Below are 26,637 nucleotides of genomic sequence, written 5' to 3' on the forward strand. Positions count from 1 at the left end.
CCGGGCTTTTTGTGATTTCTCAGGCGGCAATCGTCTCGATTTCCCGCTCATCGAAATTTATTTTAGAAAATAAAAAACAATCGCGTCTTTTTTACGGAGTTAGTAAGTAAAGGGGGCGCGATATGCGTAGAGTTCAAGAATGGTGGTTTACGTTAGAAAGACGGCAGCAGTTACTGGGGCTTGCCACTGTGGTCGTGGTGACCGTGATTGCCGGGTGGTTATTTTTACAGCGACCAGCACCGGCAGCCTTGCCGGCAACCATCCCAGCGGCAACGGGCAGTGGTCAGATGAGCACACCTAAGGCGATTGGCAGTGGTCGACCCGCTAGTCAAGTGAGCGGGGCTAGTCAGGCCAGTAGCCATGACACCCGGGTATTTGTGGACGTTCAAGGAGCAGTTAATCGTCCCGGACTGTATCAATTTTCCAGTGAGATGCGGGTTGCCGATGCGCTCAAGGCTGCCGGCGGTCTAGTGAAGCAAGCCGATCGCCAGCAGATGAATCTGGCAACTCGGCTGACGGATCAGCAACAGTTGTATATCCCGTTAAAGGGCGAAAAGCCGCCCAGTGGTGGTCGGACAACAGCCGGTGCGGCTGGCTTGACGTCAGGTAGCGGGGCAACGGCGACTAGTTCCGCCGGTGAGAAACCAACGACCGTCGTCAATTTGAATACGGCCACGGTGGCTGACCTGCAACAGCTAACCGGGATTGGGGAAAAGAAAGCGCAGAAGATTGTGGATTATCGGGATGAACATGGCAGTTTTCAGGCCGTCGCTGATTTGGCTCAGGTGCCAGGATTTGGTGAAAAAACGGTGGCCAATCTGCAAGACCAACTCACGACCTAGCTGTGGGTGGTATACTGGAAAACAAAAAATTCGAAAAGGAAGTAATCATATGAAACGAGAACGAATTCCTTGGGACCAATACTTCATGCTACAGGCATTAGTTATTTCCACGCGGAGCACCTGCAACCGCTTGTCCGTCGGAGCAACTGTCGTGCGCGACAAGCGGATCATTGCGGCGGGGTATAACGGTTCCGTTTCCGGGGATGATCATTGCCTAGATGCCGGCTGTTACATCGTGGATGGTCACTGCGTGCGGACAATTCATGCGGAAATGAATGCCATCCTCCAGTGTGCGAAGTTTGGCGAGGCAACGGATGGTGCTGAAATTTACGTCACTGATTTTCCGTGCCTGCAATGCACCAAGATGTTGCTACAGGCGGGTATTCGTAAAATCACGTACATGCGGAGTTACCACAACGATCCGTATGCGCAGAAGCTAATTGCGCTGAAGCACGTCGAATTAAATCAAGTTACCGTAGATCCGGCACTGCTGGCGACACTGCCGATTGAACAACCTAAGCAAGAGTAGTGGCGGTTAACCACTGGTTTTTCATTAGTTTACCAGTGGCCGCAATCAGCGTGCTTGCTGGTGGTCACCCGTGGGCCGGAGCACTGTTATTAGTGGTCGCTCTGACCCGTGTGCGGGCGTTGCGGTCACAACAGACTTGGGTGTTGACGCTCCTGGCAATGGGCCTCTTTGGTGGCTATCTCTGGGTGCGCCACGCTGACCTGCAGCGGCGACAATTACCATTTGCAACGAGTCAAAATACCCAACTCACGCTACGTGTTCAGCCAGATGCCGTGGTGATTCGTGGCGCCGCCTATTACTTTGTGGGTCAGAATAGCCAAACCGGCGAACGCTTAACGGTGCGAGGCTATGCCAAATCAGCGGCTGAACTACGGCAACTACAACGCTTGACGCACGTCACGCAATGGCAGGTTACCGGCCAACAACAGGGAATTCTACCGGCCACGAACTTTAACCAATTTGATGGGGCGGCCTATTGGCGACACCGTGGGATTGTGAAGACCGTCAAAATTACAGCGGTAACGGCCCGTGCTCGGGCTAGTCGTTCGGTGTTCACCTGGTTTGGCGACTGGTGGCACGGATGGCGGGCCATGCTAATCCATTACTGTGATCAGTTGCCAGGCGCATTGCGAGTTTACGCTTTGGGCTTATTGCCAGGTACCAAGGCTGCCGAGGCACTGGGTGAATTGCAGGGGATGCAACGGTTAGGCTTGCTCCATCTATTTGCCATTTCTGGTCTGCACGTGGCGCTGCTCCTGACGGCCGTTGAATGGCTGTGTGTCCACCTGCGAATTCAGCGGGAACATTGGGAAACGGGGATGTTGCTGGGACTGCCAGCTTATTTCATCCTCGCAGGCAGTGGTAGTGGCGTTCTGCGGGCCTGCTGGATGCGGGGCGTCCAGTTGACGGGAAAACGGCTTAATTGGGCTGTGAGCACCTTAGATGCTTGGTCCTTGGCATTCCTCATCGGCCTAGTGGTTAACCCCGGGTTATTGTTTGAATTAGGGAGTCAGCTGAGTTATGGATTGTCACTCGGCTTAATTTTATTAACGGATGAATCTAAGGCTTGGCGCCAGGCGGGACTTACTTTACTCGGATTACCCAGCTTGTTGAGCGGCCTTTTTCAATGGCACAGCCTGACGCTGGTCGCAAATTGGCTGGTAGCGCCATTATTTCCGCTGACTATTTTGCCCGTGACATTGGTGGGGACCGTTGTTTTTCCCTGGTTTCCCTGGGCGAGTCAATGGTGCGCGTGGCTACTGAAAGTTTTGGACGACGGCCTGGCGTGGCTGGCAAAGTTGCCAGGGAACGTCCCGTTTGGCAAGCCGGCCTGGTGGATTGCCTGGATCTGGCTTGCCGGGACGTGGTGGTTGTTTACAAGGCCGCCAGCCCAACGGCGAAAATGGGTGGTGGGATTGCTGGCGAGTTATGCGCTCGTGTACGGCGCTATTCACTTGCCGTTGACGGGAGAAGTCGCTTACTTTGACGTGGGCCAGGGAGACAGCATTCTGATTCGAGAACCCTTCAATCGCCGGGTGTCGTTGATTGATACCGGTGGTCGGTTGGGGTTTCCACAGCCCGCGTGGGTCCCCAAGACGCCACAAACGTACAGTGCCGAGCGGACCAACATTAATTATTTGAAGAGTCGGGGCCTGGATCACGTGGATGATTTGTATTTAACCCACCACGATGCGGATCATATTGGCGATTTGCCCGCTTTTTTGAAAGATTTGCGGGTTAAACGACTGTTGGTACCAGCGGGGATGGAGACAGAACCGGAGTGGCAGCATTTGTTAAAAAATAGTGCGACCCCGGTTCAAGTCGTGCCCATTCAGGTGGGGAGTGCGGTGCCGTTGTTGGTGCGGCACCCGTACCAGTCGGCTCCGGCAGAGAACGCGAATTCCTTGGCGCTCCAGGGCACCTTTGGTGGATTGAATTTCTTGTTTATGGGAGACTTGGATCGCGCCGGCGAGCAGAAAATGTTGACGGCTGACCCGCAACTGCGAACGGACGTGTTAAAATTAGGACATCATGGTAGCAAGACGGCGTCGGCTCCAGCATTTATTGCGCAACTGCAACCGAAATGGGCAATTATTTCTGCGGGACGACAAAACCGCTACGGTCACCCGAATGAAGAGACCTTGGCAACGCTGCGAACGCAACGTGTGCCGGCGGTAAGTACCCAAACGAGTGGGATGATCCGCTACGTTTATCGGGGGAAACAGGGGTATTGGCAAACTAAACTTAAAGGGGCACAAGTGTCGTGAAAATTAATGAATTGTTGAGAACACTCGAACAAGGTGGTCAGCTGGCCAACGTGTACCTAATCTTAGGTCAAGCAGACTACTTGCAACGGCGCTTGAAGACCGGCTTTAAAAATAGCGTGCCAGTTGAGGAACAGACCATGAATTTCGCGAGTTATGACATGGACACGGTCCCACTGGCCGTTGCACTGGATGATGCCATGGCCGCACCGTTCTTTGGTGAGCGCCGGATTGTGTGTATTGATAATCCCCAATTTTTGACCGGGGAAACAAAGAAACAGAAGGTTGATCATGATATTGATAGCCTGCAGACCTATTTAGGGGCCCCCATGCCAAGCACGGTGCTGGTTTTCTTTGCGCCGTACGAGAAGCTGGATGGCCGAAAAAAAGTGTCGAAGCAATTGAATAAGGTGGCCACCACCGTTGAAATTGGCAACTTTGCGGAACGCGATGTCCGCCAATTCATTGCGGGTCAGTTGAAACAGGATGGGTATGAGATGGCTCCCGCCGCCCTGAATGAACTCATTCAGCGGACCGATGCGGACCTGACGCTCATGATGAGTGAGCTGCCTAAACTGGAACTTTTTTCACTGCCTAGTAAGACTATTGAAATGGCTGCGGTGACGGGACTAGTGACCCAGACGCTCACGCAAAATGTCTTTGATCTGGTGAACCGCGTCCTGGCAAAGGATACGGCAGGGGCGGTGACGCTGTATCGCGAGCTATTACAGGCCAAGGAAGAACCGTTACGGATCAATGCTATTTTGCAGGGGCAATTCCGGTTATTGATCCAGACGAAGGTGCTAGCAAAGCAGGGATACAGTCAAGGTAAGTTAGCCAGTATCTTAAAAATTCACCCGTACCGGATCAAGCTGGCTCTTCAAAGCCATCGCCGGTTTAAACTAACCGACTTGAATCGTGCTTATTTGGGCCTGTTCCGGGTCGAGCAACAAATGAAATCAACGACCATGGCGCCCGAGATGCTCTTCTCATTGTTTATGACGCAATTCGCGAGCCAAGTGGCTTAGTTGACGGTTGTGAGGTGTTTGGTGAAACGGCCAAACACTTTTTTTGACGCAAAAAAGGAGGCGCCCAACTGAATGGGCGACCTCCTGATTGCATCATCTAATCGTTTTGATTAATTGATTACTTAGCTAAACGTGCAGCCATCCGTGACTTGTCACGGGAAGCCTTGTTACGCTTGATTAAGCCCTTTGAAGCGGCCTTGTCAACTGCAGCACTGGCTTCGCGGTATAATTCTTCCGCGTTGTCGGCGCCAGCCGTCTTGGCTTGTTCAAAACGCTTAACGGCAGTCCGCATAGTGCTCAATTGAGCAGAGTTGCGTTCGTTAGCCTTAACGTTCGTCTTGGCACGTTCGATTGCTGATTTGATAATTGGCATGAAAATTTCACCTCCGAATGAGAAATCCTTTGTACCGGAAATCTTAATTTCAACGTATGTTATTATACAGAAGGCTAGGACCGAATGCAATACCTAGCGTCGATAAATGTAAAGTAATTTTACTTGATAGGCTGACGGGGAAAAGACTTGCACTTTTGGGGGAAGTCTCGTATAGTAGATAACTGTGCTCAGGCACAAACCCTTAACTTAGTTCGCCAGGCGGCCACCGCCGACTTACTCAGTTTGGGGCAATTATTAGAAGGGTGGTATATTTACCATGGCTATTACACAAGAAAAGAAAAACGAAATCATCAAGCAATACGCTCGTCACGAAGGTGACACGGGTTCTACCGAAGTCCAAGTTGCTGTTTTGACCGCTGATATCAACGAAATCAACGTTCATATGCAACAACACCGGAAAGACTTCCACTCACAACGTGGTTTGATGAAGAAGATTGGTCACCGTCGTAACCTTTTGGCTTACCTACGGAAGACTGATGTTCAACGTTACCGTGAATTAATCAAGAGCTTAGGCCTGCGTCGTTAATCCGTCGCACCGGAGTCCCTCGCCAGAGATGGCAAGGGGCTTTTTCTTTTGCCCAAATGGGATCTTAGTACTGCTGGTGGTCAAAGTATGGTAGAATGGAAAAAGATTTAATTATGGACGAATCTGGGGTTTTCTACCCCCCAGCAGAAAGTACTGACAAAGCTTTGTCAGGATTGAATTGAAAACTATACGAAGATTCTTGAGGTGAAGTTATGAGTGCAAAGATTAAGATTATCCCCTTTGGTGGGGTCCGTGAAAACGGAAAAAACATGTACGCCGTGGATGTTAACGGCGGAATTTACATTTTAGATTGTGGGCTTAAGTACCCAGAAAACGAGTTATTAGGGATTGACGTGGTGATTCCAGATTGGGATTACCTGCGTGAAAATAAAGACCGGATTGTCGCCGTCTTCTTGACCCACGGCCATGCCGATGCTATCGGGGCGTTGCCTTACTTCTTAACTGAATTCAACGTGCCCGTGTTTGGGTCCGAGATGACGATTGCCTTAGCTAAGATTGGCGTTGCTGCTGAACCTAAGGACAAGAATTACGATGATTTCCACATCATCGACGAAAAGACTGAAATCGACTTTGGCGATGTGACCGTTTCCTTCTTCTCCACGACCCATTCCATTCCCGAATCTTTGGGAATTGACCTGAAGACGGACGAAGGCCAAATCATCTATACCGGTGATTTTAAGTTCGATCAGACCGCTAAGCCTGGGTACCAAACGGACTACGCGCGTCTGGGTGCAATCGGTCAAGCTGGCGTTTTAGCCGTGTTAAGCGATTCCGCTAACGCCGAAAATCCGGCCATGAACGCGTCAGAACAAACGATTGCGGAAGACATCGAGGAAACTTTCCACTACCGTGAAGGACGCGTGGTTGTTGCCTGTGTGGCTTCCAACATCTTGCGAATTCAACAGGTCTTTGACGCCGCCACTAAGACGGGGCGGAAGGTTTGTCTGACGGGCCAAGATTTGGAAAAAATTGTGAATACGGCCATGAAGCTAGGCAAGTTGGTCTTTAACGACGATTTGTTGGTTACCATGGACCAGTTGGATCAGTTGTCGCCAGCCGAAACGGTCATTCTGCAGACTGGTAAGATGGGCGAACCCATCAAGGCCATTCAACGCATGGCGAACAAGCAAGAGAAGGATTTAAACATCCAAGAGGGCGATTTGGTCTACATTACAACCACGCCATCGCACGCAATGGACACGCAAGTCGCACAAACTCGGGACATGATTTACCGGGCCGGTGGCGAAGTCAAAGCTATTTCGGATGATTTGAATTCTTCCGGTCACGCCTACAAGCGCGATTTACAACTGATGTTAAACCTGTTAAAGCCGAAATACTTGGTGCCAATTCAAGGGGAATACCGCTTGTTAAATGCCCATGCGGACGCTGCCCAAGAACTGGGCATGCCTGCTGATCATATCTTCATTCTGGCCAAGGGGGATGTTTTGACCTACGACCAGGGTAAGATGGGCTTAGGTGAAGGGATTACCGTTAGCGATACCATGATTGATGGGATCGGCGTTGGGGACATTGGGAACATTGTCCTGCGTGATCGTAAAGTGTTAGCTGACGATGGTATTTTCATTGCCGTGGTCACAATTGATCGCAAAAAGAAGCAAATTGTCGCAGACCCGAAGATTACGTCTCGCGGATTTGTTTACGTGAAGGCTAATAAGGACTTGATGCAGGAGAGTGCCCAAATTATTCGCAAGGCTGTGCAAAACAACCTGGATAACAAAGAATTCGATTGGGGCCACTTGAAGCAAGACGTTCGGGAACACTTGAGTCATTACTTGTTTGAACAGACGCACCGGCGCCCAGTGATCTTACCGGTCATTATGGAAGTGAACCAGCATCATCGCCGGAGTACAGGTAAGGGCAAGGATGGCGAGACTACTCAGGAACCCGTTGCCGATAAGCCTAAGGCCAAAGCCAAGGCTAAACCTAAGGCCAAAGACAAGGCTAAGGGTAACGAGCAACCAGCTAAAGCGGAAAAAGCGAACAAGCCACACCGCAACCGGAAGCGGCATCACAGCAGTAAACCTGCGACCACTACCGATAAACAAGCTTAATGTTTAAGACGGGCCTACTGCCAGAAATGGTAGCGGTCCGTTTTGATATCTTTAAAAATATTTGGAAAAGTGGCCGATTTAGCCAAAGGAGGGACCAAATTGTCAGAATTTTCTAGTCCAGCAGCGCGGGAGCAAGCGTACCAGAAGGCCGTAAACGCCTTTGAGAGCCGTCAATGGTCATTGGCGAGTGACTTGTTCGAAACGCTCTACCAAGACCAGCAAACGCCGGAATTGAACCGCTACGTGGTCGCTAGTCTCTACCACGATCAAAAGTATCTGGTGGCGGAGCAGTATGCGGCGGAACAGAATAATATCTATTTGGATTCGGCCCAACATTTTCAACTCCGGTTAGACGTTGCGTTGAAAAATCAGCAGTTCATTTTTGCGCGCGAATTTTGCCAAGTGGCCGCTGAACGGTGGCGGGCAGGCGGACTCGCGCAGGTGGCCGCTGCCGAGGCTGAGGCGACTGAGACGCTAGCCGCGACCCAGCAGGTGATTGCTAAACAATTTTATCACCTGGGGGATGTGTCGTTTAACGAACAGCGTCAGCGGCTAGAGCATGCCCGTCAGTTGCCGCTGGAGATGTATTTACAAGGCGTCCAGTTTTTATTGGTTGATCCGTTTTTACATCCGCTCCTGCGCGCTGACTTGTTGGAAGGACTCATGCGGTTACGAGTGGATCAAACGGTCAAACTGCATTGGCTCGACAATCAGACTTATTCGGTTGCCATCGCCGATTTACGGCCAGTCAATGCGAGTCAGGCCGCCGCTGAGATTCAGAATTATTTGCAAAATGAACTCGGCCAGCAGGATCCAATGTTAGCCGCCAACCTGCAGCAAACGATTACCCTGCAGCTGATGATGCTGTATCCCTTTATTGACCGCGTGATTACGGATCCGGTCAGTTGGGTACAAACGATCGCCGGGTTGCCGGTAGAACAGCAACTATCTGAAGAAAAGGTTAAGACAATGCAACGGTGGCAAACAACCTTAAATCGCTTCATGGCGGCTCTTTTTGGCGCAATTGGCGGACAAAATTCCGAAAAACCCGAAAATGAGTGAAATTTTAGTTTACAAATAATTCTTCAGCATATATACTGGTCAAGGATTCTTTTTTGGGAGGGTTCCAGCTTTCCCTTTCTGAAAAGAAGTAGTATAATTTTACGCAAAGGGTGATTTGTTTTCTTCGGAAGATGAATTACACCTTGCGATAAAATACAGGAGGGTTTCATTAATGGCTGAAAAAGAACATTATGAAAGAACTAAACCCCATGTAAATATTGGTACTATTGGCCATATTGACCATGGGAAAACGACGTTAACTGCTGCAATCACTAAGGTACTTGCTAGCAAAGGTTTAGCAAAGGCCGAAGATTACGCTGATATCGATGCTGCTCCAGAAGAACGTGAACGTGGTATCACGATCAACACCGCTCACGTTGAATACGAAACGGAAAAGCGTCACTATGCGCATATCGATGCCCCAGGACATGCTGACTACATCAAGAACATGATTACTGGTGCTGCCCAAATGGACGGTGCTATCTTGGTTGTTGCCGCTACTGATGGCCCTATGCCACAAACTCGTGAACACATTTTGCTTGCTCGCCAAGTGGGTGTTGAATACATCATCGTCTTCTTAAACAAGACTGATCTTGTTGACGACGACGAACTTGTCGACTTAGTTGAAATGGAAGTTCGTGAATTGCTTTCAGAATACGATTACCCTGGTGACGATATTCCAGTTATCCGCGGTTCTGCTTTGAAGGCTCTTGAAGGCGACGAAGAACAAGAAAAGGTTATCCTTCACTTGATGGATGTTGTGGATGATTACATCCCAACGCCAGAACGTGAAAACGACAAGCCATTCTTGATGCCAGTTGAAGACGTCTTCACGATCACTGGTCGTGGGACTGTTGCTTCTGGTCGTATCGACCGTGGGATGGTCAAGGTTGGTGACGAAGTTGAAATCGTTGGTTTACATGACGACGTATTGAAGACGACTGTTACTGGTCTTGAAATGTTCCGTAAGACGTTGGACCTTGGTGAAGCCGGGGACAACATCGGTGCTTTGCTTCGTGGGATTAACCGTGAACAAGTTGTTCGTGGACAAGTTTTGGCTAAGCCAGGCTCGATCCAAACGCACAAAATGTTCAAGGGTGAAGTCTACATCTTGAGCAAAGAAGAAGGTGGCCGTCATACGCCATTCTTCTCAAACTACCGTCCACAATTCTACTTCCACACCACTGATATCACTGGTGTTATTGAATTGCCTGATGGCGTTGAAATGGTTATGCCTGGTGACAACGTGACGTTCACTGTTGAACTGATCCAACCAGCTGCCATTGAAAAGGGTACGAAGTTTACTGTTCGTGAAGGTGGCCACACTGTTGGTGCCGGTACCGTTACGGAAATTGACGACTAATTTTAATTAATTAGCGTATCTGCAAGAGGGGTCGAAAAGTCTATCTTTTCGGTCCCTTTTGTTTTGGCATGGTGAATGGGCTTGAATTATGATTTTTATGGGGCGAAATCCTAAAGAATCCGCGCCATTCACGGTGTTTCAGCAAAAATCATTTTACAATTTGGGCCCCATAAGGTACACTAATACAGTATGCAATTGCTAGAATTGTAAATAGTAATATCTTTCATTTCGGAGGGAAAATAATGGCTGCAAAATGGGAAAAAAAGGAAGCAACTCAAGGCGAATTAACCTTTGAAATTGCTCCTGACATGATCAAGGAAGGCTTAGACAAAGCATTCCAACGTACCAAGAAAAACTTAGCGGTTCCAGGTTTCCGTAAGGGCCGGGTTCCACGTCAAATCTTTAACCAAATGTACGGTGAAGAAGCACTCTACCAAGATGCATTAAACATCGTCTTACCAGATGCTTACGAAGCTGCTATCAAAGAAGCTGGCATTGACCCAGTCGACCAACCTCAAGTGGACGTTGAATCCATGGACAAGGGTAAGGCTTGGGTTTTGAAGGCCGTTGTCACTGTTAAGCCAGACGTTAAGTTGGGCGAATACAAGGGCCTCAGCGTAACCAAGCAAAACACGCGGGTTTACCAAAAAGACATCGATGCTGAAATCGAAAAGCAACGTCAACAACAAGCTGAATTAGTCTTGAAAGAAGACGAAGCAGCTGCTGAAGGCGACACTGTTGTGATTGACTTCGACGGTTACGTTGATGGCAAGCAATTCGATGGTGGTAAGGCTGACAACTATTCCTTGGAATTAGGTTCTAACTCCTTCATTCCTGGCTTTGAAGACCAATTAGTTGGTCACAAGGCTGGCGAAAACGTGGACGTTAAAGTAACCTTCCCTAAGGATTACCAAGCCGAAGACTTACGTGACAAGGAAGCCACTTTCAAGGTAACCTTGCACGAAGTTAAGGAAAAGCAATTGCCTGACTTAGATGATGAATTCGCTAAGGATGTTGACGAAGACGTTGACAGCTTAGAAGAATTACAAGCTAAGACGAAGGATAACTTAAAGGACCAAAAGACGAACGCTGCTCACGAAGCCATCGAAGACGAAGCCATCAGTGAAGCTGTTGACAACGCTGAAATTGCTGACGTACCAGCTGCTATGTTGAAAGATGACATTGACCGTCAGATGGATCAATACCTGGCTAACATGCAACAACAAGGTATCGAACCTAAGATGTACTTCCAATTGACTGGAACGACTGAAGATGACTTGCGTAAGCAATTCACTGACGGTGCTGACAAGCGCGTTAAGACCAACTTGGTTTTAGAGGCCATTGTTGAAGCCGAAAAGATCGTCCCTTCCGAAGACGAAGTTGCTGCTGAAGTCAAGGACTTAGCCGCTCAATACGGTATGGAAGAAAGTGCTGTTCGCAGTGCCCTTTCAGATGACATGCTGAAGCATGATATCGCCATCAAGAGTGCCGTTGACTTAATTGCCGACTCCGCTAAGCAAGACAAGAAGAAGGATGCCGAAGACGACGAATAATCTTCGTTGTTTGTAGACATGACCGGGACGACACGTGTTGTTGTCCCGGTTTTTTTTTTATCCAGGACCCGGCGAGGCAAATTGATTTTCAGGCGCCGTTAACTGTGGTATAGTACACGATTGATGGGAGACCTGGTTAGTTCGACGGGTTAACTGACCAAAATGCGTCATTTAGTTAAGGCTTAAGCCTGGAGAGAAAGGGTGAGTTTATTGTTTGAAAACACCGACGAAACGAATGGCCCAGTGACCTGCTCATTCTGTGGCAAGACACAAGATCAAGTTCAGAAGATTGTTGCTGGTCCAGGTGTTTACATCTGTAACGAATGCATCGACCTCTGTAAGGAGATCATCGACGAAGAATTCAATCAAGACGCTGCACAAGAAACCTTAGAAGTGCCGACGCCTGCTGATATCGTCAAGACACTTGACCAATACGTCATCGGCCAAAGTGAAGCTAAGCGGACGCTCTCTGTGGCCGTTTACAATCACTACAAACGGGTCAATGAAATGGCACAAACGGACAATGATGGTCCCGAATTACAGAAGAGTAACATTGCTGTGATCGGACCCACTGGTTCTGGGAAGACTTACCTGGCGCAAAGCCTGGCAAAGATTTTGAACGTGCCATTTGCCATTGCCGATGCCACCACGCTGACGGAAGCCGGCTACGTGGGTGAAGATGTGGAAAATATCCTCTTGAAGCTCTTACAAAGCGCCGATTACGACGTTGACCGGGCCGAAAAGGGTATCATTTACATTGATGAAATTGACAAGATTGCTAAGAAATCCGAAAACGTCTCCATTACGCGGGATGTTTCTGGCGAAGGTGTCCAACAAGCCTTATTGAAGATCTTGGAAGGTACGATTGCCAACGTGCCGCCTCAGGGTGGTCGTAAGCATCCCCAACAAGAGTTCATTCAAATTGATACGACCAACATTCTATTCATCGTTGGTGGGGCCTTTGATGGCATTGACGGCATCGTTAAACGGCGGTTGGGTGACCAAACGATTGGTTTCGGTGCGGACACCAAGGAACAGGATGTCTTGGCTTCGGGTGATAGCCTGATGCAACACATCATTCCCGAGGACCTTTTACAATTTGGGTTGATTCCCGAATTCATTGGTCGTTTGCCAATCTTAACGGCGCTGGAGAAGCTGGACGAAAATGACTTAGTCCGGATTTTGACAGAACCGAAGAATGCCTTGGTTAAGCAATATGAGAAGCTCTTGGCGTTAGACAACGTTGAATTGCAGTTCCAACCAGCAGCCTTACGTGAAATGGCCAAGTTAGCCATTGGTCGTAACACGGGTGCCCGGGGCTTGCGGTCCATCATTGAAGACGTTATGCGGGATATCATGTTTGACCTGCCAAGTCGGAGTGACGTGGCCAAGGTTGTGATTACCGCTGATACGGTCACGCAGCATTCAGAGCCTGAACTGGTTTTGAAGGACCAAAAGGCGTCATAAATTTAAGTCAACAGAGAAGTGTCAGGGCGCTTGCCTTGGCACTTTTTTTGTTAGGAGGACCGATACGGCGAAAAATTTCCTTTGCCCGTCACAGCTAGCTTAACCAGTCCGTGACCAGAAAAGTTGGCCTGTCGCCATGTTTTCTGTGTTAGAATAGTGAAAGATATTTTGGAGAGGATGGACGAACTAATGGAAGTCAATCATGTGGAACTAGTCATGAGCGCGGTGGATCCCGTGCAGTACCCAACGACGGGGTATCCAGAGATTGCGTTGGTCGGTCGTTCTAACGTGGGGAAATCCTCACTGACGAACGTTTTGATTAACCGAAACTCTTATGCCCGGACGTCGGGACAACCTGGGAAGACGCAAACCCTAAACTTTTACAACGTGGAGGACCAACTCTACTTCGTTGACGTCCCTGGTTATGGGTACGCGAAAGTTTCCAAGGCAGAGCGTGAAAAGTGGGGTAATATGATTGAGACCTACTTGACGCAGCGTGACCAGTTAAAAGGGGTCGTTTCCTTAGTCGATGCCCGGCATGCGCCTACTGAAGACGACGTGCAAATGTACCAATGGCTGGCTTACTATGGCTTGCCAACGCTGATCGTTGCCACTAAGAGTGACAAGATTGCGCGCGGCAAATGGAACCAGGCCGTCAGCTTAATCAAAAAGACCATGGATCTACCGAATACGGATAACATCATTATGTTCTCGGCACCCAAGAAGATTGGGAAGGATGCCGTTTGGAACTGGATTGAGCAACAAGCCTTTGGGGAGGAATAACTTTGGAATTTAACGAATATCAAAAAGCTGCGAACCGGACGCTGTACGGCAACGAACAGGTCTTAACCAACTGTGCCTTGGGCTTGGCTGGTGAAACGGGCCAGGTCGTTGATTTGGTCAAGAACTACACGTTCCACGGCAAGAGCATGGATCATGATGCGATTGTGAAGGAAATGGGCGACGTGCTCTGGTACCTCAGCCAAATTTCGCAGTGGGCAGACATTGACTTTGACGAAGTTGCCCAAGACAACATCAAACGGCTCAATGCCCGCTACCCCCATGGCTACCAACCGAACCATTAATCAGCTGTACACAAAAAAGGACTCCCGGAAGAATTTCCGCGAGTCCTTTTTAACGACCAGGTTAGTTGTGTTCATGTTTTTTCTCGTGCTTGATCTTGTCATCCTTGATCAAACCCTTGCCTTTTTTATCACCCTTGTGTTCGTCGCTACGTTTGAGAAACTTGTCGCGTTTAACGTCGGTCGGGTCCATTTGGGCAAATTTACCGAACATGGAATCCAGGTCATCTTGACGCTTGACTTTCAATGCCAAATCGAACCACCTCCTTGCTTTTTCAGTAATCATAGCAGAAATCCTGGGATTTGTCATTTTTCAAGCCATAGGCGCGAAACGGGGGCTTTCGCTTGCACCAAACAGACATTCGTCTTATACTTTAAAGGCTAATCTTAACGATAAAAAACGGGAGGGATCTTCCTTGGCATCGGAATATTTAGAACACAAGCTAGCGTTACTGCCGGGCCTTCCCGGCTGTTACCTGATGAAAAACATCAACAGTCAGATTATTTATGTGGGTAAGGCGAAGAACCTGAAGAACCGGGTGCGCTCGTACTTCAAGAGTAGCCATACCGGTAAGACCGCTCAGCTGGTCAGTGAGATCGTTGATTTTGAAACGATTATCACCTCGACTGACAAGGAAGCCTTCTTACTTGAAATCACGTTGATTCAAAAGCACCAACCCTACTTCAACATTAAGCTCAAACGGGGGACGGGGTATCCCTACATCAAGATTACCAACGAACGGGACCCGCAACTCTTGTTGGTCAGTGATATTCGTAAGGATGGGGCCTATTACTTTGGTCCGTACCCCAACGTCTACGCGGCCGAGGAGACGATGCACTTTCTCCAGAAGGTCTACCCATTGCGACGCTGTACCGGCTTTCAAGGGCGGCCATGCCTTTACTATCACATGGGCCAGTGCCTGGGGGCGTGCTTCAAAGAAGTGCCAGAAGAGGACTACGCCAAGCAGATTCGGAAAATCAAATCCTTTTTAAATGGGAATGTCGCTCATGCCAAGAAGGAACTCGCTGGGCGGATGGACAAGGCCGCCAGTGATATGGAATATGAACGTGCGGCCGACCTGCGCGATCAGATTCGCTACATCGAAGCGACCGTGGAGAAGCAAAAGATTATCTCTAACGACAACACGCCCCGTGATATTTTTAACTATCATTTGGATAAAGGGTGGCTGTCGATTCAGGTCTTCTTCATTCGGCAGGCCCGGTTGATGAAACGGGAAAAGCGGTTGTTCCCGGTGGTGAACTCCGCTGAAGAGGAATTGGCGAGCTTTATCGTTCAGTTCTATCAACGTAAAAATACGGTGTTGCCCCGTGAAATTTTGGTCCCCAGTGAGATTGACCACGACGTCATCGAGGAACTGCTCAAGGTACCCGTTAGAACGCCGCAGCGTGGGACAAAACGGGACTTGCTGGAGATGGCCGGGAAGAACGCCAAACTGGTCTTAGAAGAGAAGTTTCGGCTACTGGAGCTGGATGAAAGCAAGACTACGGGAGCCATGCAGGAAATTACCGACGCGCTGGGGATTGCGCCGGGCCATAAGATTGAGGCCTTTGACCACTCTCACATTCAAGGGGCGGATCTAGTTTCTGCAATGGTCGTCTTCGTTGACGGTCAACCCAATAAGAAGTTGTATCGGAAATACAAGCTCCGGACCGTGGATCACGCGGACGAAACGGCCAGTACACTGGAGGTTATTCGGCGCCGCTACAGTCGGCTCCTAAAGGAGCATGCGGCCATGCCCGACTTGATTCTGATGGACGGGGGTGACATCCAAATGAACGCGGTCAAAGAAGTTCTGGCGGATGAACTGGACCTCCACATACCGGTCGCCGGGATGGTCAAAAATGATCACCATAAAACGGCCGATCTGTTATTCGGTGGCGACGACCATCATATTCATTTGGATCCCAAGAGTCAGGGCTTTTACCTGGTCCAACGGATTCAAGATGAGGTTCATCGCTTTGCTATTACCTTCCACCGACAGGTTCATACCAAGCACTCACTGAGTTCCCGGCTGGATCGGATCCCCGGTGTCGGGCCAAAGACGCGTAATAAATTGTTGCGGAAGTTTGGCTCTACCAAGAAGATTGGCGAGGCCAGTGTGGATGATTTACGCGGCCTGGGCATTAGCGAAGCTGTGGCACAAACGATTCACGTCACGCTGGCAACGGAGACGGCGGAAATTAAAAATCCCCGAACCCCAACCAAACTTTGACGTGGCGACCGTTTGCCGGTATACTAGCTAGCAGGAGTTTGACAGACAAAGCAGCATGCGCTGGTTTAGAAAACGAGGAATAATAATTATGTTTGTAGATCAAGTTAAAATTAACCTGAAGGCCGGGAACGGCGGGAATGGTATGGTGGCCTTCCGTCGCGAAAAGTTTGTGCCTAACGGTGGCCCAGCTGGTGGCGATGGTGGTCGTGGTGGCAACATCATCTTCCAAGTCGACGAAGGCTTACGGACCCTGATGGATTTCCGGTACTCCCGGAAGTTCAAGGCCAAGAACGGTGGCAATGGGGCGATTAAATCAATGACCGGCCGTGGTGCCGATGATACCATTATCAAAGTTCCCCAAGGCACAACCGTCCTCAACTTGGAAACGGGGGAAATCATGGCTGATCTCGTTGCCAGTGATGATTCAGCCGTCATTGCCAAAGGTGGTCGTGGTGGCCGGGGCAACATTCATTTCGCTTCGCCTAAGAACCCTGCCCCTGAAATCGCCGAAAACGGTGAACCCGGGCAAGAGTTTGAAGTCCAATTGGAATTAAAGGTTTTGGCCGATGTCGGTCTCGTTGGGTTCCCCTCAGTTGGGAAGTCCACGTTGTTGTCGACGGTGACGAGTGCCAAGCCGAAGATCGCCGAATACCACTTTACCACGCTGGTTCCTAACTTGGGGATGGTGCGGTTGCCCGATGGTCGCGACTTTGTGATGGCCGATTTGCCTGGTCTGATCGAAGGGGCCGCTACCGGCGTTGGGTTAGGCTTCCAATTCTTGCGCCACGTTGAACGGACGCGGGTCATCCTCCACTTGATTGATATGAGTGGCCTGGAAGGCCGGAACCCTTACGAGGATTTCGAAAAGATCAACGAAGAACTGAAAACGTACGATCCAGACATCTTAAAGCGGCCGCAGATTGTAGTTGCTAATAAGATGGACATGCCGGATTCTGCGGATAACTTGGCCCAATTCAAGGAAGACTTGAAGCAGGACAAGTTGCTCGCGAAAACACCGGAGATTTTTGCCGTTTCTGCATTGACGCATGACGGGTTAACGCCATTATTAGGGCGCACAGCGGACATGTTGGCAGAAACGCCACAGTTCCCAGTTAAGCAGCCAGAAGTGGCTACGACGGCGGAATACACGTTTAAGCCAGCTGCTGAGTTCACCTTGACACAGGATCCAGATGGTACTTGGGTCTTGGGTGGTGAAAAGCTCGAGAAGTTGTTCCAGATGACCGATATTAATCATGACGAAAGTCTCTTACGCTTTGCCCGGCAAATGCGGGGGATGGGCGTTGATGACAGTCTGCGGGACCACGGCGCCAAGAATGGCGATTCCGTCAAGATTGGCGACTTTACGTTTGAATATATGGCTTAGTCAGAAAAAGAGTGTGCCAGTAGGCGCATAACTGACGAGCATTAACGGGGATAGCCGAATAATCCTGGGTTTGGATTGTTTGGCTATCGCTGTTAAGCGGAATCGGTTGCCTACTGGCGCACATTTCAACAATGTAAAATCAGGAAGGGGTTACGACAAAAAATTGTCGGAGCCTCTTTTTTTGGCAAAAAAAACGCAGACGTGAAAGATAACGTCTACGTTAAAAATTTTAAATTATGTGGCGTGTTAAAGCCATTTGCTTCCCTAACTTGTGTAGTGGGAAGACACAAGTTAGGAAGTCTAAAGTTTCAACTTCAACCAACCAGTTGGTGCGACGACCTGTTTCTGTCCCGAGTAGGCCCCCGCAAAGGCAATCTTCACCGACTTGAAGGTGGGAGCGGTTTTTTCGCTCGCCAGTCCCGTCGCAAAGGTGGCCAGCTTGCCGTGAGCCGCAATGGTCTTGCCGGCACTGGCATCACTCAGCTGATTGGCGGCGTTGAGTTCTAAGCCCTTTTTCAAACGAAGTGCTTTGATGCCGTCTGTTTTCATGTCCTGCGACCCGCGGTTGGTAATGGTAAATTTGACTTGAATCGTGTAGTAAGGGCTCTCCAACGTGATCAAATTCAACGCCTGAGCAGCCATTCGCTTGGCGGCAGCAGTCTCGGCCGTGTTTTCAATAACGCGGACGGTGGTGACCTTATAGGTTAATTTGCCACTCTTAATGCTGGTCTTGGGGTGCTTGACCTTGGCCAACTGGAGCTTGGTGCCCACCCGGTCGTAGGTGAACTGACCGGAGGACTTTAAGTTGCCCGACTTCACGTAGCTGGCACCCCGCGTTTGCTTGGCCGTAGGTTGGTAGGTCTGCGCCTCTTTCTTAGATGAGGACGAACTGGTCACAGCGGCATCTGGTTTAGGGGCGCTGTAACTGCTAGACTGGCTACTACCGTTCTTAAAGCTGGCAGTGCTCTTTTGACCGGAAGATTGGCAACCTGCGAGGCCGAGGACGACTACACTCAGACCTGCGATGAGGGTAATTTGACGTAAACGCATAATGAAACTCCTTTCAACCGAGTAAAATTTGATGGGGCACCAGTCGGTAACCGTAAAGCCGAATCGGTGCGTTTTCGTTGGCCATGAAGAGACTGGCGTGCGGATCACTTTGTTGACTGCGGGCACGAAATTGGTCCAGGGTTAACGGTTGTCCAGGACCACTGACCAGCACCAGTTGTTGGTGTTTGGCCGGCTGGAGGTCAACGATTGCCTGCAGGTGGTGATCAACCTCCCAGTAGAGTTTGAGGGCCGGATGTAGATCCAGCGTTGAACGATTAAAATCAATGAGACGCAAGGCACTCCCTCCCCAGTTGGTGACTTTGTCCTTAGTATACCGAATTTTCCCGGTGAACCCCAGCCCTGACTTTAAATTTCAGAGAAAATCTGGGACGCACAGCTGGGGAAGACTGTTACTAGTATGGTTGGAAGAACCTGTAGCCGGGGGATCTATGGGCGCGTTAACTATAGGAAATAGCGAGTTGAAATGGGAATGCGGCGGGGCAAATCATAGCGGGAGACCGCTCCACCACAGGTTAACCCAGGGCAGAAAAAGACAATGTAAGCGATAGTTAGGCACGATATTCCCTTTACCCTGGCGATTCTGAGCCCGACCATTTCGAAAAGCAGGGTGGAAGAGTTGCGGTTTCGGTGAAAATCCCCTAAAATGGTGTTCGGACTTCTAAATAGGATAGGAACGAAAAAAATATGGAAATTGAATTCTTAGGGACCGGCGCTGGCTCGCCAGGAAAGTTCCGTAACGTAACGAGTACCGCCTTGCGTCTCTTAGACGAACGGAATTCCGTTTGGCTCTTTGATGTCGGTGAAGCGACGCAACACCAAATTTTGCGGACAACTTTAAAGCCACGTAAAATTGATAAAATATTTATTACCCACCTGCACGGCGATCACATTTTTGGGTTGCCAGGTCTTTTGAGTAGTCGCTCATTTCAAGGCGGCAATGAACCACTGACTATCTATGGACCCAAGGGGATTCGTTCCTTCGTCGAAATCAGTTTGCGGGTTTCGGAGACCAAACTTTCCTATAAGATTCATTATCAAGAATTGGCCGAGGATGGTCTGGTTTTTGAAGACAATAAGTTCCGGGTTTACGCCCAACACCTGGACCACCGCATCGAATGTTTTGGGTACCGGGTCGAGGAAAAGGATCATCCCGGTGAACTGCAGGTCGAAAAATTAAAGGCGGCCCAAATCCCGTCCGGCCCCGTCTATGGTAAACTTAAGTCTGGAGAAACGGTTACCTTACCTGATGGGCGTACTGTGAACGGTGAAGATTTCTTGGGACCGGCTCAGCCCGGACGCATCGTTGCTATCTTGGGCGATACGCGGCAGACGCCTGGCGAAGAGAAACTAGCACGTAACGCGGACGTCTTGGTGCACGAGAGTACCTTTGCCAAGGGTGAAAGTAAGTTGGCGCGTGCCTATTACCATTCTACCAATATTCAGGCGGCGGAATTGGCTAAGCGCATGAACGTCAAGATACTCCTGCTGAATCATATTTCGGCGCGGTACACCGGGAAGATGGCGTTAGATCTTCAACATCAGGCACGCGATGTGTTCTCGAATACCAAGGTCGTGAAAGACTTTGATACGGTTGATGTGCCGTTTCAAAAATTAATCAAGGCTGGTGCAAAGTCATGAAAAATCAATGGCGAATCGTGGTAACAATTTTATTGGTGATCGTTGTGGCGGTGTTTGCAATCCTCAACGTGGCAAGCGTCCCGGTATCTTTCGGGTTTACCACGGTTCATTGGCCGCTGATTTTGATTTTACTGGTCTCCATTTTAATTGGGGCCGTCTTGATGATCCTCTTTTCGACAATCAACACTTTCCAGCATAACCGGGCTTATAAAGAGCTCGAGAAGACGAGTGGTGAGCATCTTGCGACGTTACAAGCCGAAAATGATCGGTTAAATAAACGTCTGCAAAATTCGAACAGCAAGCAAGCCGCTGGCCTTCAAGAAAAACAAATTACGAGTTTAAAGGCCCAAGTGGCTGACTTACAGGACCAATTAGCGAAAAAGTAAGCATTTTTTAGTCAGAGACCAACGTTCTGAGTAGCTGGACGTTGCAGAAATTAGCGTGAAGTAGGCACTAATTTCTGCGGCGTCCGTTTCTATTTTTGACACGTTGGCGAGCGTTATATTAGAGAGGATGGTTTGCTGGTGATTGCCGCACAGTACCACTGGAATGTCAAAAACGTTAATCAACCGTCTGCCGAGGCTCAGGCTTTGGCCCAGACGGAAAGTATTTCACCGATTGTTGCGCAGATTCTTTGGAATCGTGGGTACCAGTCAGCGGAACAAGTTCACGCGTTCCTGAATCCTGGCCCGGAACAGCTTCATGACCCCAGCCTGTTACACGACATGGCCAAGGGGGTGGCCCGGATTGAGGACGCGATTGGTGCCGACCAACAGATTACCATTTATGGCGATTACGATGCTGACGGGGTCACCAGTACGTCCATCCTCTATGAAACGTTGAATGAAATGGGCGCTAAGGTTAATTACTATATCCCGAACCGGTTTACGGACGGGTATGGTCCTAACGTCGCGGCGTTTCAAAAGCTGATTGCGGCCGGGACGCAACTGTTCGTGACCGTGGATAACGGGGTCGCCGGTAATGAGGCGATTGCGGCGGCTAATGAAGCTGGCGTGGACGTTGTGGTGACTGATCACCATGAACTACCCCAAGAATTGCCGGCAGCGTACGCAATCATTCATCCCCGTTACCCGGGTGCCGAATATCCCTTCGGTGGCCTGTCGGGCGCTGGGGTGGCCTTTAAAGTGGCACAAGCGCTGCGGGAAGAAATTCCTCAAGATTTGTTAGACTTGGCTGCAATTGGCACCGTTGCCGACCTGGTCCCACTGACCGACGAGAACCGTGTCTTGGTTTACTTTGGCCTCCAGTTGTTAAAACAGGATGAACGACCGGGCTTACAAGCGCTGATGAGTGGTGCGAGTCTGAAACCGGACGAACTGGATGAACAGTCGATTGGTTTTGGGATTGCGCCCCGGTTAAATGCGTTGGGTCGTTTAGATGATGCCAGCCCCGCTGTGGAATTATTAACCACGTTGGATGATGAACGCGCAAAGTCGTTGGCGGCGGACACAGAACAAAAGAACCGGCACCGGCAGGATTTGGTTAAACAAATCAGTGAAGCAGCACTCGCACAGGCGGGGGATGCGGACCACCGGGATCGACCCACATTGATCATCAGTGGCCACGATTGGCATGAGGGCGTGCTGGGGATTGTCGCTAGCAAAGTGGTCGAGACTACCGGAAAGCCGACCTTGGTGGTCAACGTTCAGGACGGCCGGGCGAAGGGCTCAGGACGAAGCGTCGATGCGTTTAACCTCTTCACGGCCTTAGACGGCCACAGAGACCTGATGACCGCATTTGGGGGACATCACATGGCCGTGGGCTTGACCTTCCCAGAAGACCAGCTAGGGCCATTAGCGGATGCCTTAGATGTCGAAGCGGCCAAGCAAAAATTGACCGAGAGTGGGCCGAGTGAACTGCTCGTTGCCGCGTCGTTACCGGTGGGGGACGTGAGCATGCCCCTGTATCAGGAATTGGCCAAGATGGCACCGTTTGGGACCGACAACGTCCAACCGCTGTTTGCCTTTGAATCCGCGACGTTGACGCAGATCAAGGCCATTGGTAAAGACCATTCACATTTGAAATTTCAATTGCAGGAAAATGGGCAGCAACTCAATGCCATCCAGTTTGGCGCCGGGAAGAACGTGCCCGCGTTGACTGCCGCACCGGATTCCGCGGCAGTCCTGGGGGCCATTGAAGACAACGTTTGGCAGGGTCGGCATTCTCTCCAACTGATGGTGAAGGATCTGCGTTTAGAGGGCTCAGCGGAGGCGCCTGTGACGCCTGCAGACACCGTTGAAGCCACTATTGGTACAAACGACCAGTTCGTTGACCAACGCACCTCTAAGTTGCATAAGGCCATGTTTATGGCCTTTGGCGTGTACGTCTTCTTCCATCGCAATGTGTATCAACAATTGGCGGGTCAGCTACCGACTGGTGCGACGGCCTTACTGTTTGATGGGTCGGCACAAGTGCCACTGGCAGCTGATACACCGGCGTTTATCGTCGATTGCCCGGATGCGACGACTGACTTAACGAGTGTTTTGGCGCAATTAAAACCCGTGAAAACCACGCTTTATCTCTACAAAAAAGAAAGTCTTTCGCAATTGGGGATGCCAACTCGCGCGCAATATGCTAAACTGTTTAAGTTCGTTGCAACCCATCAACAAGTTGATGTGGGGCATCAGCTGGGTCAATTAAGTGATTTTCTACAGATACCTCGGACCCAGTTAGTCTTCATGATTCAGGTGTTCTTTGAGTGTGGGTTTATCTCAATTGAACGCGGGATGATGAATGGTGTGGCACAGCCGGCGCACAAGGATTTGACGTCGGCGCCAAGTTACCAACTCAGACAGCAGCAGATGCAGACGGAAGACGAGCTCTTAAGCTGTCCGACCGCGGCACTCCTGCAACGGCTTCATGCCCCATTGAACTAAAATAAAGGAGCTACTTAATCTTATGGCAACTGATTTTACGAAATACATTGCAAGCGTCCCAGACTACCCCGAAAAAGGGATCATGTTCCGGGACATCTCGCCACTCATGGCAGACGGCCAAGCTTTCCACGCGGCGACTGACGAAATCGTCAAGTACGCCAAGGATAAAGGTGTTGAAATGGTTGTCGGCCCCGAAGCTCGTGGTTTCATCGTTGGCTGCCCCGTGGCCTACGAAATGGGCATTGGCTTTGCGCCAGCGCGAAAAGAGGGTAAATTACCCCGCAAGACGGTTAAGGCTAGCTATGACTTGGAATACGGCCAATCTGCACTGTACATGCACGAAGACGCCATCAAGCCAGGGCAAAAGGTCTTGGTGACCGATGACCTCTTAGCCACCGGTGGCACCATTGGCGCAACGATTCAATTGGTTGAGGATCTCGGCGGTATCGTCGTGGGAACGGCCTTCTTAATTGAATTGCAGGACCTGCATGGTCGCGACAAGTTAAAGGGTTATGATATCTTTAGTTTGATGGAATACTAAGATCTTAATTTAAATGGCAGCAGCCCAGTCCGGTGTGGACGAGGCTGCTGCCATTTTGTGTCTGAAAATCAATCCATAATGTCACCACGTTGCTGAACGACGATCGCGGTAAGCGTTAATGCAACTGCTAAACCGGCGAGTACAGTCAAAACGGGTGTCCAGGAGTGGGTGTTTTCTTCTAAGTAGCCAAATAGGATCGGACCGACCGCAGCTAGCAGGTAACCCGCGGACTGGGCCATTCCCGAGATGGCGGCCGTTTGGTATGGATTGGTAGTTTTGGTCGTGAAGAACATGATGGACAGGTTGAAGGCCACTCCGGACCCCAGTCCGCTGATGAGGGCCATCGCGGCGAGAAAAGCCACTGAATGGCTGGGAAGCAGAAAGGTCAGCGGTGCCACCACGTAACCCAATGTCATGATAATTAGCAGACTGAGAATGCCATGGCGTTTGGTGTACAGGTAGGGCACGAGAAAGGCCAGTGGGAGGCCGCTGAGTTGAAAGAGGGTCAAGAGGTTACTGGCAGCGATGGTGGAGACGCCGTGGGCAAGGAAGATTTCAGGCAGCCAGGTGAGGAGAACATAGTAGACCAGTGATTGTAGGCCAAAGAACAACGTGAGCAGCCAGCCGGCACGTTGCCGCCAGACGCTCTGGTAGTGGGGCTTTGCGGCCTGTTGTGTGGCGGTCAGTGGGGGTACGCGTTTGGCACGGAGGTTCGGTAGCCAGAAAATTGCGGCCACAATACTGAGGAGACCGAGGATGACCTGCGTACCGCCAAAGCTAACGTGGGAAATCAGGATACCAGCCGCCGCGGTGCCCAAAGCACCAACCAGTAACATGGAAAGTGTGTAGAGGCTGGTTCCCAGCTGGATTTGGTCGGGGACGTGTGCTTTAATGAGTGCCGGAATGAGAACGTTGCCACTGTCGGCACCAATCCCGACCAGGAAGGTGCCAAGAAAGAGGGTCGTGATAGTGGGAATGATTCGGAGGTAACTCCCCGCGATAAGTAGTAAGAACAAGGTGAAGACGGTCCGCTCGTTCCCCCAACGCCGGGCTAATTTCACAATTAGGGGTGAGAAAATGGCGAACGTGATTAAGGGAATTGACGTCAATAGACCAGCTAAGGAGCTGGGGAGATGCAAAGTCTTTTCCAGACTGGGTAATAGCGGCGGCATCAGTGTGATTGGTAAGCGTAAGTTAGCCGCGATGAGCATCATGCTCAGTAAAAACCAGGAGCGTTTGGGTTGCGCCAAGAAAAGGTCCTCCTCAAAAAATAAGTTAATGTCTAGTATAGTCCTGTCGGTGCCGGTAGAAAATAGGTGGTTAAATGATGAGGAGTTGGTGATGACCACATCTTACTGACGGGGTGAGCTAGGTATGGGTATGAAAAAAGGACCGTGGCGAACGTCACAGTCCTTAAAAAAAGACTAACCAAGGTCTAAGGTGGCTGCATTCAAGGAAATCTTAGTCTTGGTGCCGATCACGTAAACGTCGGCGTAATGGGATTTTGTCGTGTATTTTTTCAATAGAACAGTGCGCTTCTTGCCGTCAACCTTCAGCTTGGTCACTTTGTAGGTGGGGTTCGTGATGCCTTTGGTGCCAATTTGGTACCAGCCGCTCTTTTTCTTGAGGACTTGCAGTTGCTTGCCAGAGAGCTTCTGGTGAAAGGTCTTGGAGCCAGCGTCGATGGAAGTGGCCTTTAATTTGATGAAACTGGGATTACTGGTGTTCTTCAGGGGTTGGTACCAGCTGTGGCGAAATTTACTGGGAATCTTGGTTGCGGCGGCAGCGTTCGTTGTGCTGAGACCGGTAGTGGTTAACGCAATACCGGCCATTAGTGCGAGTAACAGCGTTTTCTTTTGCATGAGTGAGCCTCCTCTTATGGTCGTGAGGATCTGTAGCGCCTGATTAATTCCTCACGTCACTTATAGTATACCCGATGGACGACCTATCCGGGGATCCTTTTTGAAATTTATTGGCGATGTCGCACACCTAAGCTCGTGAAAAACGAGAACAAAACGGCCGCTTCTAAGAAAATGTGCAAAAAAATCAGGACCGTGGGAGGCGGTCCTGATTGTTAAAGAAAACAGTCCGTTGAGGAGGACTAGGGGTAAATCAAGATTCGTGCGGAATCCATGCGGTGGTGCAAAAGGGGAGTGTGGTGCTTAACAGCTAATCGATTTGATTAGCTTGTAGTTATATTATCGGGCAATTTGTTCATTTGTGCAATCAATATGCTCAGGTGGGTGATGGGGATTATTGGGTTGAATGCTCAGTGGAGGGGATGTATCGTTTGCCCTAGCCTAGGGGACGATGAGAATTAGCAAGCTGAAGAAGGGGCTACATAAATAAAAGTTCAACTTGTGCAGAAAAGTTGACTGTGAGAGAATAACATAATAAGATAGCAAGTGAAGAAAAGGCATGACTGCTTAGCTGTCCCTTTCTTAATAATCTTGGTTTGGCGTGGCTGAGGTACGCTACGTTGCCTGACAGAGGCTTCATATCTGATCACTAGTCCTAATTGCGGACGCTTCGCAATTCGTACCTGTAGTTTAAACTTTGAGCCGTCAGTTTATTTTAATAGGCTGACGGTATTTTTTTGTAGAGGGAGTGAATCTTTGATGACACGAGACGTGACCAATATTTCTTTAAATCATTTACTGATAAGTTCA

The 26,637-nt window shown here is 49.8% G+C and carries 24 protein-coding genes; 18 read left to right on the forward strand and 6 right to left on the reverse strand.

Translation table 11 applies throughout. The features are described 5' to 3' along the window. Positions 1-122 precede the first annotated feature (122 nt). Genes EKM99_RS00255 through holA form a run of 4 tightly spaced genes read left to right on the forward strand, consistent with a single transcriptional unit; the run spans position 123 to position 4,663 of the window. A complete protein-coding gene (locus tag EKM99_RS00255) occupies positions 123-842 on the forward strand; it encodes a helix-hairpin-helix domain-containing protein (protein WP_125579732.1) in 720 nt (239 codons plus the stop codon). 49 nt (positions 843-891) lie between these two features. Then, positions 892-1,371: a ComE operon protein 2 gene (locus EKM99_RS00260; protein WP_125579734.1), complete on the forward strand. Its 480-nt coding sequence runs from the start codon at positions 892-894 to the stop codon at positions 1,369-1,371. A 35-nt stretch (positions 1,372-1,406) separates the two neighbouring features. After that, on the forward strand, positions 1,407-3,638 hold the full coding sequence (locus EKM99_RS00265; protein WP_225419735.1) for a DNA internalization-related competence protein ComEC/Rec2: 2,232 nt from the start codon (positions 1,407-1,409) through the stop codon (positions 3,636-3,638). Beyond that, entirely contained in the window at positions 3,635-4,663 is a 1,029-nt protein-coding gene (gene holA, locus EKM99_RS00270; RefSeq protein WP_125579738.1) for a DNA polymerase III subunit delta, read from the forward strand. The genes EKM99_RS00265 and holA overlap by 4 nt, the downstream gene beginning before the upstream one ends. 118 nt (positions 4,664-4,781) lie before the next feature. Here holA and rpsT read toward each other — a convergent pair whose 3' ends face one another. Next, positions 4,782-5,036, reverse strand: coding sequence for a 30S ribosomal protein S20 (gene rpsT / locus EKM99_RS00275; RefSeq protein WP_125579740.1), 255 nt, complete (start codon positions 5,034-5,036; stop codon positions 4,782-4,784). 277 nt (positions 5,037-5,313) lie between these two features. Here rpsT and rpsO point away from each other — a divergent pair, with 277 nt between their 5' ends. From rpsO to EKM99_RS00315, 8 genes are all read left to right on the forward strand, one after another. Continuing rightward, positions 5,314-5,583: a 30S ribosomal protein S15 gene (rpsO, locus tag EKM99_RS00280; protein ID WP_125579742.1), complete on the forward strand. Its 270-nt coding sequence runs from the start codon at positions 5,314-5,316 to the stop codon at positions 5,581-5,583. A 212-nt stretch (positions 5,584-5,795) separates the two neighbouring features. Beyond that, positions 5,796-7,676, forward strand: a complete 1,881-nt coding sequence (locus EKM99_RS00285) for a ribonuclease J (protein ID WP_125579744.1) — start codon at positions 5,796-5,798, stop codon at positions 7,674-7,676. Between the two features lie 99 nt (positions 7,677-7,775). Then, positions 7,776-8,738: a hypothetical protein gene (locus tag EKM99_RS00290; protein WP_125579746.1), complete on the forward strand. Its 963-nt coding sequence runs from the start codon at positions 7,776-7,778 to the stop codon at positions 8,736-8,738. A 172-nt stretch (positions 8,739-8,910) separates the two neighbouring features. Continuing rightward, the gene (gene tuf, locus EKM99_RS00295) at positions 8,911-10,101 is read left to right on the forward strand and encodes an elongation factor Tu (protein ID WP_125579748.1); all 1,191 of its coding nucleotides are present in this window, start codon (positions 8,911-8,913) and stop codon (positions 10,099-10,101) included. Between the two features lie 242 nt (positions 10,102-10,343). Continuing rightward, entirely contained in the window at positions 10,344-11,654 is a 1,311-nt protein-coding gene (gene tig, locus EKM99_RS00300) for a trigger factor (protein WP_125579750.1), read from the forward strand. Positions 11,655-11,864: 210 nt separating this feature from the next. After that, positions 11,865-13,121 (forward strand): ATP-dependent Clp protease ATP-binding subunit ClpX, encoded by a 1,257-nt coding sequence (gene clpX / locus EKM99_RS00305; RefSeq protein ID WP_125579752.1) that lies wholly within the window; start codon positions 11,865-11,867, stop codon positions 13,119-13,121. Positions 13,122-13,310: 189 nt separating this feature from the next. Beyond that, positions 13,311-13,904, forward strand: coding sequence for a ribosome biogenesis GTP-binding protein YihA/YsxC (gene yihA / locus EKM99_RS00310; RefSeq protein ID WP_125579754.1), 594 nt, complete (start codon positions 13,311-13,313; stop codon positions 13,902-13,904). Between the two features lie 2 nt (positions 13,905-13,906). Then, a complete protein-coding gene (locus EKM99_RS00315) occupies positions 13,907-14,206 on the forward strand; it encodes a nucleoside triphosphate pyrophosphohydrolase family protein (protein WP_125579756.1) in 300 nt (99 codons plus the stop codon). Positions 14,207-14,267: 61 nt separating this feature from the next. On the opposite strand, the gene EKM99_RS00320 is transcribed toward EKM99_RS00315, so the two are convergent. Then, positions 14,268-14,456, reverse strand: a complete 189-nt coding sequence (locus EKM99_RS00320; RefSeq protein ID WP_125579758.1) for an SPJ_0845 family protein — start codon at positions 14,454-14,456, stop codon at positions 14,268-14,270. 163 nt (positions 14,457-14,619) lie between these two features. Between EKM99_RS00320 and uvrC the strand changes: the two genes are divergently transcribed. After that, positions 14,620-16,437: an excinuclease ABC subunit UvrC gene (gene uvrC, locus EKM99_RS00325; RefSeq protein ID WP_125579760.1), complete on the forward strand. Its 1,818-nt coding sequence runs from the start codon at positions 14,620-14,622 to the stop codon at positions 16,435-16,437. A gap of 88 nt (positions 16,438-16,525) precedes the next feature. Further along, positions 16,526-17,821: a GTPase ObgE gene (obgE, locus tag EKM99_RS00330; protein WP_125579762.1), complete on the forward strand. Its 1,296-nt coding sequence runs from the start codon at positions 16,526-16,528 to the stop codon at positions 17,819-17,821. Between the two features lie 300 nt (positions 17,822-18,121). On the opposite strand, the gene EKM99_RS00335 is transcribed toward obgE, so the two are convergent. Continuing rightward, positions 18,122-18,871, reverse strand: a complete 750-nt coding sequence (locus EKM99_RS00335; protein ID WP_125579764.1) for a hypothetical protein — start codon at positions 18,869-18,871, stop codon at positions 18,122-18,124. Between the two features lie 13 nt (positions 18,872-18,884). Then, positions 18,885-19,166 (reverse strand): hypothetical protein, encoded by a 282-nt coding sequence (locus EKM99_RS00340; protein WP_125579766.1) that lies wholly within the window; start codon positions 19,164-19,166, stop codon positions 18,885-18,887. A gap of 410 nt (positions 19,167-19,576) precedes the next feature. On the opposite strand from EKM99_RS00340, the gene rnz reads away from it, so the two are divergent. The 4 genes from rnz to EKM99_RS00360 all read left to right on the forward strand — a co-directional run bounded on the left by rnz (position 19,577) and on the right by EKM99_RS00360 (position 23,968). After that, positions 19,577-20,530, forward strand: a complete 954-nt coding sequence (rnz, locus tag EKM99_RS00345; RefSeq protein WP_125579768.1) for a ribonuclease Z — start codon at positions 19,577-19,579, stop codon at positions 20,528-20,530. After that, positions 20,527-20,916, forward strand: a complete 390-nt coding sequence (locus EKM99_RS00350) for a lipopolysaccharide assembly protein LapA domain-containing protein (RefSeq protein WP_125579770.1) — start codon at positions 20,527-20,529, stop codon at positions 20,914-20,916. Before rnz ends, EKM99_RS00350 begins: the two co-directional genes overlap by 4 nt. 138 nt (positions 20,917-21,054) lie before the next feature. Next, the gene (gene recJ / locus EKM99_RS00355) at positions 21,055-23,427 is read left to right on the forward strand and encodes a single-stranded-DNA-specific exonuclease RecJ (RefSeq protein ID WP_125579772.1); all 2,373 of its coding nucleotides are present in this window, start codon (positions 21,055-21,057) and stop codon (positions 23,425-23,427) included. Positions 23,428-23,449: 22 nt separating this feature from the next. Further along, on the forward strand, positions 23,450-23,968 hold the full coding sequence (locus tag EKM99_RS00360) for an adenine phosphoribosyltransferase (RefSeq protein ID WP_125579774.1): 519 nt from the start codon (positions 23,450-23,452) through the stop codon (positions 23,966-23,968). A 68-nt stretch (positions 23,969-24,036) separates the two neighbouring features. Here the strand turns inward: EKM99_RS00360 and EKM99_RS00365 are convergent, their stop codons facing one another. Then, on the reverse strand, positions 24,037-25,218 hold the full coding sequence (locus EKM99_RS00365) for a CynX/NimT family MFS transporter (protein WP_225419736.1): 1,182 nt from the start codon (positions 25,216-25,218) through the stop codon (positions 24,037-24,039). A gap of 174 nt (positions 25,219-25,392) precedes the next feature. Then, positions 25,393-25,830, reverse strand: coding sequence for a hypothetical protein (locus EKM99_RS00370; RefSeq protein WP_125579776.1), 438 nt, complete (start codon positions 25,828-25,830; stop codon positions 25,393-25,395). Positions 25,831-26,637 lie beyond the last annotated feature (807 nt).

The sequence above is a fragment of the Levilactobacillus cerevisiae genome (assembly GCF_003946245.1).
GTDB lineage: Bacteria > Bacillota > Bacilli > Lactobacillales > Lactobacillaceae > Levilactobacillus > Levilactobacillus cerevisiae.